The following is a 16,940-nucleotide window of genomic DNA, read 5'->3' on the forward strand; positions in this document are numbered from 1 at the left end:
TAGGGCCTTTCCGGTTTCATTGAAACACGGAAAGGCCCTAGGCTTTTGTTTTGACGTGTTTCCGGACGCCGAACCGGCGTCCACTTCGGCTGGAAACGCTCTAAGGTCGAGCCGGCGGCCAAAATGCCTCTGAACATCCGCGACGATGAAGCCGACAGGCTGGCCGCGCAGCTGGCGGCGCTCAACCGCACGCAAGCCGTGAAAGACGCGCTGCGGCGTGAATTGGCGCGCGTGCGAGAGAAGAAATCGCTCTGGGAGCGCTTGAAGCCGATCTGCGAAAAGATCGCCTCCTATCCGGACAGCGGAATCATCATCGACAAGGCGTTTTTTGACGAGCTCAACGGCGAGATCGACAAATAATGTTCATCGACGCTTCCGCAATGGTCGCGATCCTCCTGCAAGAGGCCGATGGCGAAGGGATCGCGGCCGCCATCGACGCTGCTTCGACGCCGCTCGCGACCAATGTGATCGCGGTCTGGGAGACGATCGCGGCGATCCATCGAAAGAAGGACATGCCGATCGGCCTCGCCGAGGCGCGTGTGGCGGAGTTTCTGACGATCGCCGGAATAGAGACGCTGGATGCGACGCCGAATGAATTGACACTCGCCCTTTCGGCTTTCGAACGCTGCGGACGCCATCGCTATCCGCTTCCCGCGGACCGCGACAAAGGGCTGAATCTCGCCGATTGTTTCCATTACGCCAGCGCAAAATCGCGGGGCCCGGCGATTATGACCACGGATGACGGCTTCGCGCTTACGGACCTGCCGACCGGGCCTGCCAAGCCGCTGCGATAGCGAGAAAAATACTTTTCTTATAAGCTTCCTCCGAGGGCCGCCGATCGGCGCGCCGCAGGCGGACACTCGGCGACAGGGAATTTCAAATGACTCTCCAAGGGTCGGACAAGGGCTATAGAAACCGCATCATCTTCGCGAGCCTCGTCGGGACGACGATCGAATTCTTCGATTTCTATATCTACGCCACCGCCGCCGTGTCGGTGTTTCCGCTGCTGTTCTTCCCCGCCGGCGCGGGCAGCGCGGCGCTGCTCGCCTCCATGGCGACATTCGGCGTCGCCTTCGTCGCGCGGCCGATCGGCTCCGTCGTCTTCGGCCATTTCGGCGATCGTATCGGCCGCAAGGCGACGCTCGTCGGCTCGCTGCTGCTGATGGGCCTCGCCACTTTCGCCATCGGCCTTTTGCCGACCTATCATCAGATCGGCCTGTTCGCGCCGCTCCTGCTCACCATCTTCCGTTTCTGCCAGGGCATCGGCCTCGGCGGCGAATGGTCCGGCGCCGCTCTGCTCGCCACCGAGACCGCCGACAAAGGCAAGCGCGCGCGCGCCGCCATGTGGCCGCAGCTCGGCGCGCCCTTCGGCTTCATCCTCGCCAATGGCTTTTTTCTGCTGCTCACCATTCTCTTCGCCTTCGATTCCACTCAGGCGAAGCCGGAGGAGCATTTTCTCGCCTGGGGCTGGCGGCTGCCCTTCCTGCTCTCCATTCTGCTCGTCACGCTCGGGCTCTATGTGCGGCTGAAGCTGCATGAGACGCCGGTCTTCGCCCGCGCGCTGGAGCGCGGCGAAAAGCTCGAGACGCCGCTCGTTCACGTGTTCCGCAACAATTCAAAGGAGCTCCTGCTCGGGACCTTCATCATGGTCGCGACCTATGGGCTCTTCTATCTGATGACGACATGGATTTTGTCCTATGGCATAGGCAAGGTCGCGCTCGGCGGTCTCGGCATCGGCTATCGCGATTTTCTGGTGCTGCAGCTTCTCTCGGTGCTGTTCTTCGCCGGATTCATTCCCGTCTCCGGCCATCTCGCCGACAGGATCGGACGGCGCAAGCTGCTGCTCGCCGTGACTGCGGCGATCATCGTCTTCGGCCTCTCCTTCCGTTTCTTCCTCTCCAAGGATGTCATCGGAACGGGCGCGGCCGCCGATCGCGGGCTCATCCTTATTTTCCTCAGCATCGGAATGTCGCTGATGGGGCTGACCTTCGGGCCCATGTCGGCGATTTTGCCGGAGCTTTTCCCCACCAACACGCGCTATACGGGCTCGGGCGTCTCCTATAACCTCGCCTCCATTCTCGGAGCCGCGCTGACGCCCTTCGTCGCGACATGGCTGGCGCAGAATTACGGAGCGGAATCGGTCGGCCTCTATCTCGCGATGCTCGGCGCCTCGACGATCGTCGCGCTCCTCTTCGCCAAGGAGACCAAGGCGACCGATCTCGACAGCATGATCGACGAGGTCGTGACCGAGGGCATAGAAAAGACATCGCCTTAGAGCATGTTCCCGAAAAGTGCGAAGCGGTTTTCGGAAAAGAACATGCGAATTCAAATAACTTTAGAGCGCATTCGGACATGATTTGTCCGAATGCGCTCTAGAGCGTTTCCAGCCGAAGCGGACGCCGGTTCGGCGGCGGAAACACGTCAAAACAAAAGACTCTAGTGGCCTGCGTCAATGAAAACGACGATGTTCGAGCCCCCTCCCCAACCCTCCCCCGCTGCGCGGGAGAGGGAGCAGATTCGGCGCTTCATCAAAGATTCGCGAGACGTTGCCGCCCCCCTCTTCCGCGCAGCGGGGGAGGGTGAGGGAGGGGGCTTTCGGGTCTTCGGTTCGAGTGACGTAGGCCACTAGAGCCGGCCATGAGCGACAGACGCCCCATCGCCAAGGACACGCGGGAGCGGCAGCGCGCCGCCTCCGATCCCGCGCGATCGGCCTGGGTGGCGGCTCATGCGGGCTCGGGCAAGACGCATGTTCTCTCGCAGCGCGTTGTGCGTCTGCTGCTCGCCGGCGCGCCGCCCTCGGGCATTTTGTGCCTCACCTACACAAAGGCGGCGGCCGCCAATATGGCGGCGCGCATCTTCGATATTCTCGCCGGCTGGGCGCTGCTCGACGATGCGGCGCTGACCTCGGCCATTCTCGCGACCGGCGCGCCGCAGCCGTCGCGCGCCGAGCTCACCTTCGCGCGCAGGCTCTTCGCGCGCACGGTGGAGACGCCGGGCGGTCTGAAAATCCAGACGATCCACGCTTTTTGCGAACGCATCCTGCATCTCTTTCCCTTCGAGGCCAATGTCTCGGCCTCCTTCCGCGTGCTGGACGATCTCGAGCGCGCCGAACTTTTGGAGCGCGCGCGGCGCCAGACGCTCGCCCGCGCCGTGCTGGACGAAGGCGAATTGCGCGCGGCGCTGGAGACGGTGTCGCGGCTCTGTTCCGGCGGCGGCTTCGACGAGCTCATCGCGGAGCTGCTCGGCCATCGCGCGGCGCATCGCAATCTCTCTTCCGGCGACTATGCGGAGCTGCTGCGCGAGAGGCTGGGGCTTCTCGAAGGCGAGACGCTCGCGGCGATCGAGCAGAAGATCGTCGATGGCGGGATCGGGCCGCGCGATTGGCCGAGGATCGCGCAGGCATTGCGCGGCGGCGGAGAGAATGACGGCAAGCTCGCGGCGCAATTGACGATCGCCGCTGGGCTCGCCGGAACCTCCGCCTGCGCCGACGAATATTTGGCGGTTTTCTTCAAGAAGGACGGCGAGCCGCGGGGGCTCGGCAAGCAGAAGATCATTTCCGCGACGCTCCAAAAGCAGCAGCCCGCATTGCTCGCGCGGCTCGAGGACGAGCGCGACCGGCTCGTCGTTCTGGTGGAGAAGCGCAAGGCGGCGGCGGCGTTCGATCGCTCCATGGCGCTGGCGCGGCTCGGCGACGCGATCCTCTCCGATTACGAGCGGATGAAGAGCAATCGCGCGCTCTTCGATTTCGACGATCTCATCGAGCGCACGCGCCGGCTGTTTCGAAGCTCGAGCCCGTCCTGGGTGCTCTACAAGCTCGATTCGCGCATCGACCATATTCTCGTCGACGAGGCGCAGGACACGAGCGCCGCGCAATGGGACATATTGGCGGCGCTCGCCGATGAATTCTGCGCCGGCGCCGGCGCCTCGCGGCGCATTCGCACCTTCTTCGCCGTGGGCGACGAGAAACAGTCGATCTTCTCCTTCCAGGGCGCGGCGCCGGAAAAATTCGACGCCATGCGCCGCGATTTCGCGCGCCGCTTCCGCGACGCCGAGCAGGGCTTCGAGACGGTGCGGCTGACGCGCTCCTTCCGCTCCTCGCCGCAGGTGCTGAGCGCGGTCGACATCGTCTTCTCGGTGGAGGAGACACGCCGCGGACTCTCGGCCGACCCGCAAGAGCCCGCGCCATTGCACGAAGCGTGGAAGACCGACGTGCCCGGCCTCGTCGAAATCTGGGAGCCGGAGGCGTCCGCGGGCGCGGAGCCGCCGCAGGATTGGCGCCTGCCGCTCGACTATGTGAACGAGGCCGGCCCGCCTGCCCGCCTCGCGCGCAAGATCGCGCGCAAGGTGAAGGCGCTGCTCGCGCCGGAGAATGGCGAATGCGTCGAGGACAGGGGCGCGACCCGCGCCATGCGCGCCGGCGATGTGATGATCCTCGTGCGCAAGCGCGACGCTTTCTTCGAGGCGGTCATTCGCGCGCTGAAGGCGGAAGCGATCCCGGTCGCGGGCGCCGATCGCCTCGATCTCTCCGGCCATATAGCGGTGATGGATCTCGTCGCGCTCGGCCGCGTCGCGCTGCTGCGCGAGGACGATCTCACGCTCGCGACGCTGATGAAATCGCCGCTTCTGGGATTTTCCGACGACGATCTCATCGCGCTCGCGCCCGCGCGCGAGGGCTCGCTGTTCGCCGCTCTGGCGGCGGCGTCGCAAGCCGCGCATAGGGAGGCGGCGGCGCTCGTCGAACGCTGGTCGGACGAGGCGCGCAGCCGCGCGCCCTTCGATTTCTACAGCCATATTCTTTGCGCCGGCGGCGGCCGCGAGCGGCTCGTCGCGCGGCTCGGGCATGAGGCCAATGACGCGATCGACGAATTTCTGCGCCTCGCCCTCTCCTTCGAGCGGGAGCAGGCGCAGGGCCTCGCGGGGTTTCTGGCGAGCGTCGAGACGCTCGAGCTCTCGGTCAAGCGCGACATGGAGGCGGCCGGCGACGCCGTGCGCGTGATGACCGTGCACGCCGCCAAAGGGCTCGAGGCGAAGATCGTCTTTCTGCCGGACACTTGCGGCGGCCCCTCCGGCCGCCACGATCCGAAGATCTTCCGGCTCGGCGAGGAGGATGGCGCGACGCTCGTCTGGTCGACCGCCATGGCCGCCGACCCGCCCGCGGTCGCCGAGGCGCGCGAAGCGCTGCGCGAGGCGGCGCGGGAGGAGCATCGCCGGCTGCTCTATGTGGCGCTGACCCGCGCCGAGGAGCGGCTCTATGTCGGCGGCTTCCATGGGCCGAAAGGGCGCGGCGCCGGCTGCTGGCACGACGCCATCAGCAATGCGCTCGAGCCCTTTTGCGCGCGCGCGCCGGACCCGCTCGACGAGAGCAGGACGATTTTGCGCTATGGCGAAGCCGGTCCTACCGAGGCCGTCGCCGCGGAGCCCCGCGCGGCCGCGACGGTCGTCGTCCCGGCTTATGCGCGAGAGCCCGCGCCGCGGGAGGATGCGCCGACCCCGCCTCTTCGACCCGCCACTGCGCTGGCGGCGGCCGATCCTTTCGCCTTCGGGGAGGAGGCCGTCGCGCCGACGCGCCGCGACCGCGAGAGGCTGCTCGTCGGACGGCTCACTCACGCGCTGCTGCAGCGCCTGCCGGACACGCCGCCGGAGCGGCGCGTGGAGGCGGCGCTGCGCTTTCTGGAGCTGCGCGGCGCGCCGCTCGAGGCGGAGGCGCGCGAGCGGCTCGTCGCCGCCGTGCTCGCCGTCATCGGCCATGCCTCGCTCGCGCCTTTGTTCGGGCCCGGCTCGGCGCCGGAGGTGGAGATCGTCGCGCGCCTCGAGGGGCCGCGCGGCGAGATCGCCATTTGCGGCCGCATCGACCGGCTCGCCGAGGCGGAAGAGGAGGTCATCGTCGCCGATTTCAAGACCGGCGCGCCGCGCCATCCGGCGACGCCGGCGCAATTGCGCCAGCTCGCCGTCTATCGCGCCGCGGCGCGGCGGCTCTATCCCGGCAAGAGGGTCCGCTGCGCGCTGATCTTCACGCAGAGCGCGACGATAGAGGAGCCCGAGCCCGAGGCGCTCGACGCCGCGCTCGAGGCGATTTTGCGGGAGGTCTGAAAGCGAGAAAAAGACGCGGATGCGCTCTAAGGTTATTTGAATTCGCATGTTCTTTTCCGAAAACCGCTTCGCACTTTTCGGGAACATGCTCTAGCGGCTTCAGCCGAAGCGGACGCCAGTTCCGGGCATGAAGCTATTTAAAAATAGCCGAGAGTCTTTACCGTGTTTCATTGAAACGCCTCTCGGAGGATCGCTCCATGCATTGCGGCGGATAAGGTCGAGCGACATGAGAGCCGGGCCGACCCGCCGTCCTTTCCCCGCTGACGCAATGTGATCTTTTCATGCGTCGCCTCGTTCATGATTCCGAAGCGGCGCATGTCTGTCAGCGTCGATGAGGCCGCGCGCGGCGCGGCTGATCGTTTCGCTCAGGCTTTCGTCGCCGATCTGTTCGCTGCGGGCGAACCTACCGCCGCAGCAGGCGCTCGAAATAGTCGAGCTCCTCGGCCGGCCTCTCCGGCTGGCCGAGACGGCGGCGCAGCTCTTCCTGCACGCGGCGGGCGCGCACGGCCGGCGGCAGGCCGAGCGGATCGTAGCGGCCGGCCTCGGAGCCGGAACGGCGCCCGCTGGGGCGGCCGAGCGGATCGGCGCCCTCGCCCGGCCGCATTCCGGCGCGGCGGCCCCGGCGGCCGTTCGGGCCCTCGCCTTCCTCCCCCTCGCCCGCCTGCATGCGCGAGGCGAGCTGGTCGGCCCCGCGCCGCAGCGACTGCAAGGCGCGGCCCTGCGCGTCCACCGCGCGTCCGGCGCCCTCGCCGCCGGGGCCGAGCGCCTTCTCGGCCTCCTTCATCGCCTTCGCGGCGTCGGAGAGATCGGGCGAGGCCTCGCCCGCGCGGCGCAACCTGTCCTGCTCGCGCTCCAGCCGGTCGCGCAGCGCCTTCTGCCGCGCCCGCGCGTCATCGGCCGACTGGCCCTTGCCCGGACGTCGCGGCTCGCCGCCGCCCTGCTGACCGGCGCGATTGGTCTCGTCGCGCAATTGCTGCTCCTCGCGCGTGAGCCTGTCGAGCTCGTCCAGCGCGCGCGACATCTCCCGCGCGCTCGGATCGGCGCGGCCGGCCTGCGCCGGGCGCAGATTCTCGAGCACGTCCTGCAGATCGTCGAGCAACCGCTGCGCCTCTTCGAAATCGCCGGCGCGCTCGGCCTTCTCGATCTCGCTCAGCATGGAATTGAGATCGTCTTCCGTCAGCATGCGCTGGTCGCCCGGCTCGGGCGCGGCGCGCTCGGCGTTCTTGCCGTTCTTTTGGCCGAGGCCGTTCAAAAAATTCTCCAGCGCCGCGCGCAGATCCTGCGTCAGCTTGGCGATCTCCTCCTCGCTCGCCCCGCGCGCCAGCGCGTCGCGCAGCTCCTTCTGCGCCGCGCGCAGATCGCGCTCGGCCCGAGAGACGTCGCCCTCCTCGAGCGAGAGCGCCATCGCCCAGAGGAGATCGGCGGCCTCGCGCAGATCGGCGTCGTCGCGCGCCCTTTCCAGCCGGCCTTTCGCCTCGTTCAGGCCCAGAAAAATGGCGGAGGGCGTCTCGAACAGCGCCGAGCCGAGCAATAGCGCGTCGACCGCCGTCAGCACGCGGGCGAAATGATCCGGGTCGAGCGCCAGATTGCGGCGCTGCTCGGCGAGCGCGCGCGCCAGCGGCTTGGCGAAGCGCCGCTCCGGCAGAGTGACGTCGAGCGGCGCGGAGAAGCCGTCGTTGCCGCCCTCGTCATGGGCGACGAGCGTCAAAGCGACGCGCGCGCCGGCCCAGGGGTGATCGGAAAAATCCAGCGTCGCCTTGCTCTCGCCGAGGCCGCCGCGCGTCGGCGGCACGGGCAGGGCGAGCCGCGGCGGCGGATAGAGCGAGCGGCTCGGCCGCGCGCCGGCGGGCAGGGCGGCGACGGCCTCCGCCGCGACGACGCCGTAATCATCGTCGGTGCGGAAGCCGAGCGTCATCGTGCCGCGGGCGTTGTTGCGCGGCGGCTCCGTGATCTCGATCGTCGGCGCGCGGTCCAGGATCGCCTGAATGCGGAACTCGCCGGCGCCGCGCAGCGCGAGCGAGGCGTCGCCCGCGAGCTTGAAGCGCGCCTCGGCCTCGCCGCTCGCCTGTCGCTGCTCGCCGCCCTCGATCGGCGCGAGACCGCCGCTCGCTGTCGCCGCGCCGCGAAGGCCGAAGCTGCGAACGACGAGCGTGGAGCTCACCGGAACAAAAATCCGCGCCCAGGGCCCTTCGGCGCGCTGAGGCAGCATGATGGGCGGGCGGCCCGTATAGGCGGGCGGCTCGAACCAGGCGTCGACCCGCGCGCCCGAGGCCGAGGCGGGGCCGCTCTCCCAGTCGAAAGCGGCGAGGAGCCGCGTCTCGCGATCCGGCCCGGCGACGAAGGCGGCGGCCACGGCGGCGACCAGCGCCGCGGCCCGCAGCGCGAAGGGGTCGCGCTGCGGCAGGCCGGGGTCCGGCGGCGGCGGCTCGACGCTCGCGAGCTTTCGCTCGAGCCGGCTGCGATGCAGCGCCCAGAGCGCCCGCGTCGCCGGGTCCTCGGCGCCGTCGGCGAGCGTGTCCTCGAGCGAGGAGGCCGGGCGATGCAGGGCGCCCGGCGCGGCGTCGAGCCGCGCCAGCGCCTCCCGCCGCCCGGGCGTCCCGGCGACGAGGCCGCGCCCGACGATCCACAGCGCCGCCACGGCGAAGGCGCCGACGCCGAGCGCGCGTCCCGTCGCGCCGACCTCCAGCCAGAGGCCGGAGAAGGAGACCGCGAGAAAGAAGAAGAGGAGAGTCGCGAGGCCGGCGGCGACGCGCGCCAGCCGCTCGACGGCGAGCGCCGTGAGGGAGCGTCGCACCAGGCGCTCCAGAATCGGCGAGGCGTCGTCCCGGCCGCCATCCGGCTCGTCGCTCGGTCTCTTGCGCCAAAGGATCATTTTTCGGCTCCCCGCGGGACAATTAGAGCGTTTCCAGCCGAAGCGGATGCCGGTTCGGCGTCCGGAAACGCGTTAAAACAAAAGCCTAGGGTCTTTCCGTGTTTCAATGAAACACGGAAAGACCCTAGCGCGCGAGCGCTCGGGCGCCGCAGCCTCGCCCGTCGACGAGACTACGCTGTTTCCGCTATTTGCGAAAATCTCGCGGCGAAATCGCGTCAGAAGGCCGATGCGCCGGCCGTCGCCGCGCCCGCGCCGTCCTGGCGCCGCGTCGCGAGAGCGCAAAACTCGACGTCATCGCGAAAGCGCGATCGACACGAAAGCTCAATCGATACGGATGCGGCTCTTGGAGCGGAACATCTCGCGCCCGTCGCGCGCAGCGATCAGCACGAGATCGCGCCAGCCGGATTCGATGACGATCGGCGCCTCGTAGCGGCCGGGCGCGGTCTCGACGAGATCGACGGCGACGTCCTTGCGGCCGTCGACCGGCGCGCGGACTTCGGCGGCAAGCTTCAGACCGGCGAGCGCGCCGCTCTTGTCGCGCAGCGTGATGGAGACGAGGCTCTCCCATGCGCCGCGGCGCAGAATGGTCGCCTCCACCTTCCAGTCGCGCGCGCTCTGCTCGCGCGCGCCGGCGATGTCGAGATTATAGGCGAGGCCCTTCTCGTAAGCTCTTCTCGTGTCCTCGCCGCGCAAGGTCGAGACGGCGGCGTAGATCATCACCCCATCGACGAGGCCGAAGAAGAGGACGAGCAGCGCGAGAGCTTCTGTGCCGCCGAGGCGGCGCTGCGGCGCCGCGCGCATCAGATTTGTCTGCGACATGGACTTCTCCTCATGGAGTTACGAAAACGTCTCTCGTCGAGACCGACGCTTCGGCGTCTGTCGATCCTCGCAGACTGGGGAAAACAGCGGATGCGTCGCCGATGCGAGGGGCTGCGCGTCTTTCGTCTTCGATCGCGCGAAAGAGTCTATCGCTCGCGCGAAGCGGCGGTTTGATATCGATCAAGAAAAGCGGCTCGCGCCTCGCGCTGCGCACAAATGTCACAGGCAAATGAAATTCGGACGTTATTTTCCGCGCAATTCTGGGACTTGCGCGAGTGGCGCCGCAACGCGCAGACGTTAAAAAACGAGACGCGCGCCCATTTGTCGCAACGCGAAGCGTAAGGGCGCGCAGAAATTCGACATGCGAAACGGCCATTCGCGGCGATGATTTTCTCGGCTCAGAACCAGCCGAAGCCCGGCCGCCAGATCGCATTGCGATACCAAGGGATATGTCCGCCGGGAAAACCGTAGCGCCATTGCGCGGCGGTCGTTCCCTCATACGCCCAAGGGCCCGTGTACCAGGGACCGGCGGAGACGTAAGGATCGTAGAGCGGCGGAATGTCGCGTCGCCACACATAGGCGCCGAGCGGCGGCAGGATCGGCGCCTCTACCGGCTGCGCCGCAAGGAAGGCGAGCGCCGGCTGCGCCACGAAGCCGGCGGAGCCAGCGTAGGAAACGCGGCACCAGGAGGCGCTGCACGGGCCGACCTCCACGACGGCGAGAGCGGGAATGGCGAGCAACGGGGAAAAATTCAAGCCGGGCCCGGAGCGCAGATTGACGGTTTCGCCGACCTTCGCCGGCTGCGCCTTCGCCCGCCAATTCGCGAAAAGAGCGAGAGCGCAGAGGAAAGAGATGAAAAAGAAGCGCATGGAGCCTCGATCGAATTAGAAATTCGAAAAAAGATTCGGGTGCAAATTCTACCATCGAAGCGTCGAGGCCGCACAGAGCGTTTCCAGCCGAAGTGGACGCGGTTCGGCGTTGGAAACGCGTCGAAACAAAGACCGAAAACCCTTCCAGTTTCAATGAAACATGGAAGGACTTTCGGACGACGCGCGGAAGAATGTTCCGCGCGTCTCCTTCTTTTTCGTTTCGGCGCCGTTGGCGAAGCCCCCTCCCTCACCCTCCCCCGCTCACGCGGGAGAGGGAAGCGGCGGGCGCTGCGCGAGCGCTCGATGAAGCGCCGAATCTGCTCCCTCTCCCGCGTGGCGGAAGAGGGGCCCCGCGATCACTCGAAGATGCGCAGCGGAGCCGTGATGAGACCGGTCGGCGCGGGGGCCGGAACGGGCGCAATGGCGACGGCCGGCGCGACGACGGTCGCGATCGCCGGAGCGACGACGGTGGCGGCGACCGGCGCGACGACGATGGGCCGCGCCAACAGCGAGTTGGCGATGAAGCCGACCTTGCCCGCGTAGAACACGCGCGACCAGCCGCCGATATGGCCGTGCACATCGACGATCGTCCGCGGCGGAACGGCGAGGATGGGCAGGAAGGTGACGCCCGGGCCCGAGCGGAAGGCGGCAAGATCGGTGACGACGCGCGGGAAGGCCGCGGCCGAGCCGACCGAGCCGACGAGCGCCGCGACGGCGAGCGCGGATGTGATTTTCGATTTCATTCAAGACCTCCGTAATAGGCATGCCGTTCGGCAATGATGATGCCTCACGTCGGCGCAAGTAGCGCGCGGGCCGGGCGGCGACACGGGCGCGGCGCAAATTCACTTCTTCTCGAGGTTAACGAGGGGAGGCGCCGTTTCTTAGCGAAACGTCACATTCCGATCGCATAGTGCGTTCGCGCACGGCTGCGCCTCGAAAAACGCGTTTTATTTCGCGCATCGAACGCATGCCGCGAAAGAGAGAGCCCGGCTCGACTCGGTAAGATGCGGCGGCGTAGGCTCGAGCGCGGCGCTTCTCGTTCGCGCGTCGCGGCGGAGGGTCGGATGTTGCGCATGATCGGGGCCTTGCTCGTGAAAATGTCGACGGCTTTCGCCATTTCCTGCCTCGCGCTCGGCGCTTTCGTCTCCTATGCGGCTTCCGAGCCCGCTCCGACCGTCAAGGCGCGCAGCGAGCAGCGCGCCGCGCCCGGCCGCTTCTCGGCGAGCGAGCTTCCCGCCGATCGCGACGGCTTCTCGCTTTTGACCATTCCGGCGCCCGGCCGTTACAAAGTCTCCGCCCATAGCGCCTCGGGCGTGGCCATAGGGCTCGTCGATATGATCTCCGGCCCCGGCGAAACATCCGGCGTCGCCGGCCAGCGCGACGGACGGCTCGATCTGCTGCTCGACGCGGGCGTCTACAAGCTGCGCGTCTTCGGCGCGAAGGGCGCGGCCGGCAAGGCGCGCCTCACCGCCGAGGCCTTTCAGGAGCAGGGGACGCGGGAGACGCTCGCTCCGGGGAAGAGTCTTTCGGCCGAGCTCGGCGATCTCGCCCAGAGGAGCTATCGGCTCGAGGTCGGCCCCTCGGGCCGCGTCGCCATGGAGGCGCTCGGCCGTGGCTTACGCGATCTGCGTCTGTGGAAGGCGAGCGGCGAGCTCGTCGATCTCGTCCCCGCGCGCGAGACGATCGAGACGAAGCCCGGCCGCCCGATGACGCGGCTGCGGCTCGAGGGCGCGGCCGAGCCCGGCCGCTATGTCGCGATCGCCTATGGCGGCGAGCCGATCGTCTGGCCGGAAGGCGGCGCCGCGCAGCCCTTCATGCTGCGCCTTCTCGCGCCTGCTTCGCTCGCGGCGGGCGTCGCGAACGGCGTCATCGGCCCCTTCGGCTCGGCGCGTTTCGAGGCGCCGGCGAGCTATGACACATTCCGGTTGGAGCTGCCCGAGCCTGTCGCCGCCCGCCTCGAGGCGCGGCGCGGGGAAGGCGCGCCCGCTTCCGCTTCGATCGACAAGACGAGCCGCGAGCCGGTCGTCGTCGTCTCGCTCGGCGGCGACGGCAAGACGGCGGGGCGCATTGAAGTCTTTGGTCTCGAGGGGCAGGCTTTCTCCTTGCGCGCGCTGCGCCGGGCGAGCCGCGCGCCGATCGAGACGGAGGGGCGCAATCTCGTCGCCTTGGACGTGGCCGGCGAGGGCGCCGACGAGGTCCCCGCGACCGCGCTGCTCGCGCGCGCGGAGAATGGAAAGACGCGCGTGCTCGCCGCCGATGTGCCGAAGCTGGGGGGCGGGCGCGCCTATCGCGCTCGTTTCAATCTGCGCGGGCCGACGACTCTGCTCTTCGAGGCGAGCGACAGCGGCCCTGTGGCGATCGATGTGAAAGGGCCGCGGCTGCGCGCCCTCATCGAGCCCGCCTTCGCCGCCGCCGCGCCGCGCGCCGACGGGCGCGCGCCGAGCCGCTATGATCTTCAGGCGGGCTTTTATGTTCTCTCCCTCACGCCGCTCGAGGGCGCCGTCGGCCTTGTCGATCTGACGCTCGGCCCTCCCGGCGTCGCGCCCGATCTTCCCTCGCCGCCGCCCGCCCGCGCGGTCGTTTCCTTCGGCGAGCACAAGCTCGATCGGACGGGCTCTCATTTCATTCTCGCCAATGTCGCGCCGGGCCTGTTGACGGGCCCGCGCGTCATTGCGCTGCCCGCCGATCTCGAGAAGGGCCCCGCGCCCGTGTGGCGGTCGGCCGCGACCGAATATCTCCTGCCGGTTCGCACGCCGCGCGGCGGCAAGATTTTCGTCGTCGACGACAAGGGCGCGAGCGCGCCCGCCGAGATCATCGAGGAGAAAATCGAGAACGACCATCGCTTCGCCACTGTCCGTCTGCCGGCGCGAGCGGAGCCGGGAGCGCTCGCGCTCGTCTATTCGCGCGATGTCGAGCCGTCGGCGGCCGGGGAGGCGGCGAAGGAGCGCCCGCCTGAGGCGATTTCTTCCGCCAAGCCCGCCTGGTTCGATCTCTCTCGCGACGAGACGCGGGAATTTCGCTTCGATGTTCCCGAAGGCGGTCTCTATCGCGTCGAGACGCTGGGGCGGCTGCGGACGCGCCTTGCGCTCGGCGCCGCGCTCGCGCCGCATCTCGGCGAGGGCGAGGACAATGGCCCCGGCCATAATGCGCTGGTCACGACCTATCTGCGCGCCGGCGCCTATCGCGCCGCGGTCACGGCGCGGGAGTCCGCCGGCCATCTCGGCCTCGCGGTGAAGAGCGTGGCCATGGCGGCGACGGCGCCCATCGTCGGCGAAGGGGCGGCGCGCGCGGCGCTCGACGGCGGCCGCGGCGCCGTCGTGCCGATCGACATTCCCGAGGACGGCCTCTATCGGCTCGATCTGACGGGGCTCGGCAAGCAATGGCGCGCGCGGCTGGAGGAGGCCGACGGTTGGCCGCTCGCCGCGCCCGGCCCGCTCACGCGCCTCGTCCGGCGCTTCGAGAAGGGAAGCTATCGCCTCGTCGTGCTGCCGGAGGATGTCGAAGGCCGTTTCGTCGCGCGGCTGCGCAAAATGGCGACGCCGACGCCGCTCGAGGGCCATGGTCCCCATGCGCTGCCCTTCGACGCGCCGCAGAAGCTGCAATGGCGCGAGCCCGTCGCCAAGGGCGCGCCGCGCGCTCCGGACGTGTGGCGCTTCGCGCTCGCCGGCGAGTCCGACATCGAGCTCGACATAGGCGAGGGCATGGTCGCGGAGATTTTCGACGCGGCGCGCAGAAGCGTCGGCAAATTCGCCGCGGGCCGGAAATTTTCCGATCGGCTCGGCGCCGGCGCCTATCGTGTCGAGGCGCGGAGCCTCGCCCATGACGATCGGCTCGATTATCAGCTTCGCCTCACGTCGAAGCAATTGCAGCCGGGGGCGCCGCGCTTCGTCGATCTGCCGGCGACGCTGCCCTTCGCCATTGCGCAGGACCGCATCGTCGACATTGCGAGCTTTAGCGACAAGGAGCTGATCGGCGCGCTCGAGGATGAGAATGGCGCGGTGGTCGAGCGACTGGAGGGCCGCGCGGAGGATTGGAACGTCTCGCTCTCGCGCCGCCTGCCCGCCGGCGCCTATCGCCTGCGGCTCGACGAGCTGAAGGGCGGGCCGCCGCCCGCGCGGGAGGCGGAGGAGCAGAGCGCCGAAAGCGAGGACGAGACCGCCGCGGCCGAGGGCGAGCCGGCGGCGGAAGCGACGGAGGAGCCCGCCGAGCCGGAGGGCGTCGAGATCCGCCTCTCGCTGCCGGCTTCCGCTCCGGCCGAGGAGCTGACCTTCTCGGGGACGAAGACGGTTTCCGGCGCCGGCGCGCATGAGCTCGCTCTGCCCGCCGCGCAGGAGGGTCGGCTGATGGTCGTCGCCGCGCGATCGACGCGCGAGACGGCGCTGTCGATCGAGAAGCGCGAGGCCGACGGACGCTGGCGCGTCGTCGGGCGCGAGCGCGGGCTCGCCCCGGTCGCCGCTTGGCCCTCGGAAGGCGGCGCGTGGCGCGCGACCGTCTGGACCATCGGCGGCGCCGACGCCCCGGTGACACTCGCCGCGCGCATCATCGCGCGCACGCCGCGCGGCTTCGGCGACATTGCATTGGAGCCGGCGCCGATCGATGGTCTGGCGACCAAAATCTGCCTCGGCCTCGCCGCTGCGCCATCCTCCGCCCTCGTCATGATCGGCGCGGCGCCGGCTTCGCTCGCCGCGGGCTCCGCGCCCGGACGTCTGCTCGCGCCGACCGGAGCCGGCGCGCTGGCGCCGCAATCGGAAAGCCTGTGGCTGCTCTCGCGCGACGATTGCGGCGCCAAGCCGCGCGTCGCCGCCTTCGCGCCGGAGGGCGCCGAAATTCCGCTCACCCTCGGCGAGGGCGAGCGCGCCGTGCCGCCGTCCGCGCCGCCGCCCGCCGGCAAGGCGCGGCTGTGGCTCGCGCGTTCGGCCTTCGGCCAGCCGGGCGTCGCGGCCGGTCGCGGCTTCGCCGTCGCGCCGGGCGCGGCTCTGGCGCTCGCCGGCAAGGAGCCGCCGCGTCTGTGGAACGCCATCGGCGCCGATCCGCTGCGCCTCACAGCGCGGGCGATCGACGTCGCTCTCGCCGCGCCCATGCGTGCGGGCGCGCTGTTTTCGGGCGTCGTCCCGCCCTTTACCGCGCAGCCCGTGGCCTTCGACGGCGCCGGCGCGCTGGCGCTCGATCTTGCGAGCGGCCTCGCCGCTTTCTCCGCGCCGGAGGAGGCGCGCCGCTTCGCCGCTTTCGCCGATGGCGCTCCGCTCTCGCGCCGCTTCGAGGGCGCAAGCGCGCTGTGGCTCGTCAATCTCACCGATCGGCCAGCGCCGGCGCGCGTCGCGCTTTCGTCCGAACGCTATGAGCCGATCGCGGCGGGCAGAGCGATCAAGCGCTTCTTCGGCGCCGCCGGCGAGGCCTCGCATCTCGTCGAGGCGCAGCCGGGCGATCGGCTCGTGACTGCTGGCGGCGAGGCGGTCTTCATCGGCGCCGATGGGCGCGTGCTGCGCGGCCGCTCGCTCCTGCTCGGCGGGCCCGGCGAGGTCGCGATCGCCCATGCGCCCGGCCTCGTCGCCGCCTGGATCGAGCGCGCCGGCAAATCGCCCTGGCCCGCGGCCGCGCCGCGCGACGTCGCCGCGCCCTTCGCCGCGACGCTCAGCGGCGAGGCGCAGGCTTTCGCGCTCGATGTGGGCGCGCCCGTCGTGGTCGATATTCGCACGAGCGCGCCGGCGATTCTCGCCGTCACGCAGAATGGCGCGCGCGAGATCGAGACTTTTCCGGCCGGCGTGGAGCTGCATCGCTACGCCGCGCCCGGCCGCGCGCTCATCGAAATCTTTTCGCCGCATGACGGCGCGCTCTCGGGAGGGCTCGTCATTTCGACGACGCCGGTCATTCCGGTCAAAGACGGCGTCAATGATCCGATCGCGCTCGGTCCCGCCGGCTCCGCGCTGTTCACCTTCGAGGTGACGAAGGCCGGCGAGATCGGCCTTGGTCTGCGCGCCGAGCCGGATCGCGCCGAGCTGCGCCTGCTCGACGCCGCCGGCAAGACGCTCGGCGAAGGCGCCGCGCAGATTCGTCGCCTCGAGCCCGGCCGTTATTTCGTCGAGGCGCGCGCGCCCGCCGACGCGCCGGCGACGACATTGCGTCTCGCCCTGCGCGGCCTCGCGCCGCCGCCCTCCGGCCCGCCGCTCGAAGTGGTGGCGGAATTTCTGGAGAAGGCCGGAAGAAAGAGCGGCAGATGACGATGCTCCTCTCTCTCTCTCCCTCTCTCTCGGCGGTTCCTTCGACAAACGCCCTCAGTCCCATTCGAGGCT

At 69.2% G+C, this 16,940-nt stretch carries 9 protein-coding genes; 5 read left to right on the forward strand and 4 right to left on the reverse strand.

The features are described 5' to 3' along the window. The first annotated feature begins 123 nt into the window (after positions 1–123). The 4 genes from Mspo_RS09455 (at position 124) to addA (ending at position 6,090) form a co-directional block, all read left to right on the forward strand. A complete protein-coding gene (locus tag Mspo_RS09455) occupies positions 124–360 on the forward strand; it encodes a type II toxin-antitoxin system VapB family antitoxin (protein ID WP_159729102.1) in 237 nt (78 codons plus the stop codon). Next, positions 360–794: a type II toxin-antitoxin system VapC family toxin gene (locus Mspo_RS09460; RefSeq protein WP_159729104.1), complete on the forward strand. Its 435-nt coding sequence runs from the start codon at positions 360–362 to the stop codon at positions 792–794. The genes Mspo_RS09455 and Mspo_RS09460 overlap by 1 nt, the downstream gene beginning before the upstream one ends. 86 nt (positions 795–880) lie before the next feature. After that, complete coding sequence (locus Mspo_RS09465) at positions 881–2,275, forward strand: MFS transporter (RefSeq protein WP_159729106.1); 1,395 nt, start codon at positions 881–883, stop codon at positions 2,273–2,275. 362 nt (positions 2,276–2,637) lie between these two features. After that, the gene (gene addA, locus Mspo_RS09470) at positions 2,638–6,090 is read left to right on the forward strand and encodes a double-strand break repair helicase AddA (protein ID WP_159729108.1); all 3,453 of its coding nucleotides are present in this window, start codon (positions 2,638–2,640) and stop codon (positions 6,088–6,090) included. A 403-nt stretch (positions 6,091–6,493) separates the two neighbouring features. Here the strand turns inward: addA and Mspo_RS09475 are convergent, their stop codons facing one another. From Mspo_RS09475 to Mspo_RS09490, 4 genes are all read right to left on the reverse strand, one after another. After that, positions 6,494–8,962, reverse strand: a complete 2,469-nt coding sequence (locus tag Mspo_RS09475; RefSeq protein ID WP_159729110.1) for a TIGR02302 family protein — start codon at positions 8,960–8,962, stop codon at positions 6,494–6,496. A 321-nt stretch (positions 8,963–9,283) separates the two neighbouring features. After that, positions 9,284–9,781 (reverse strand): FixH family protein, encoded by a 498-nt coding sequence (locus tag Mspo_RS09480; protein ID WP_159729112.1) that lies wholly within the window; start codon positions 9,779–9,781, stop codon positions 9,284–9,286. A gap of 398 nt (positions 9,782–10,179) precedes the next feature. Then, positions 10,180–10,650, reverse strand: coding sequence for an SH3 domain-containing protein (locus Mspo_RS09485; protein WP_159729114.1), 471 nt, complete (start codon positions 10,648–10,650; stop codon positions 10,180–10,182). Between the two features lie 356 nt (positions 10,651–11,006). Further along, positions 11,007–11,393, reverse strand: a complete 387-nt coding sequence (locus Mspo_RS09490) for a hypothetical protein (RefSeq protein WP_159729116.1) — start codon at positions 11,391–11,393, stop codon at positions 11,007–11,009. 321 nt (positions 11,394–11,714) lie between these two features. Between Mspo_RS09490 and Mspo_RS09495 the strand changes: the two genes are divergently transcribed. Next, a complete protein-coding gene (locus Mspo_RS09495; protein WP_159729118.1) occupies positions 11,715–16,868 on the forward strand; it encodes a hypothetical protein in 5,154 nt (1,717 codons plus the stop codon). The last annotated feature ends 72 nt before the right edge of the window (positions 16,869–16,940 follow it).

The organism is Methylosinus sp. Ce-a6, from assembly GCF_009811655.1.
GTDB lineage: Bacteria > Pseudomonadota > Alphaproteobacteria > Rhizobiales > Beijerinckiaceae > Methylosinus.

Coding starts and splice junctions, on each gene's coding strand:
- Mspo_RS09465 (WP_159729106.1), top strand. CDS start 881: ATGACTCTCCAAGGGTCGGACAAGGGCTATAGAAACCGCATCATCTTC.
- Mspo_RS09455 (WP_159729102.1), top strand. CDS start 124: ATGCCTCTGAACATCCGCGACGATGAAGCCGACAGGCTGGCCGCGCAG.
- Mspo_RS09475 (WP_159729110.1), bottom strand. CDS start 8,962: ATGATCCTTTGGCGCAAGAGACCGAGCGACGAGCCGGATGGCGGCCGG.
- Mspo_RS09490 (WP_159729116.1), bottom strand. CDS start 11,393: ATGAAATCGAAAATCACATCCGCGCTCGCCGTCGCGGCGCTCGTCGGC.
- Mspo_RS09495 (WP_159729118.1), top strand. CDS start 11,715: ATGTTGCGCATGATCGGGGCCTTGCTCGTGAAAATGTCGACGGCTTTC.
- Mspo_RS09460 (WP_159729104.1), top strand. CDS start 360: ATGTTCATCGACGCTTCCGCAATGGTCGCGATCCTCCTGCAAGAGGCC.
- Mspo_RS09480 (WP_159729112.1), bottom strand. CDS start 9,781: ATGTCGCAGACAAATCTGATGCGCGCGGCGCCGCAGCGCCGCCTCGGC.
- addA (WP_159729108.1), top strand. CDS start 2,638: ATGAGCGACAGACGCCCCATCGCCAAGGACACGCGGGAGCGGCAGCGC.
- Mspo_RS09485 (WP_159729114.1), bottom strand. CDS start 10,650: ATGCGCTTCTTTTTCATCTCTTTCCTCTGCGCTCTCGCTCTTTTCGCG.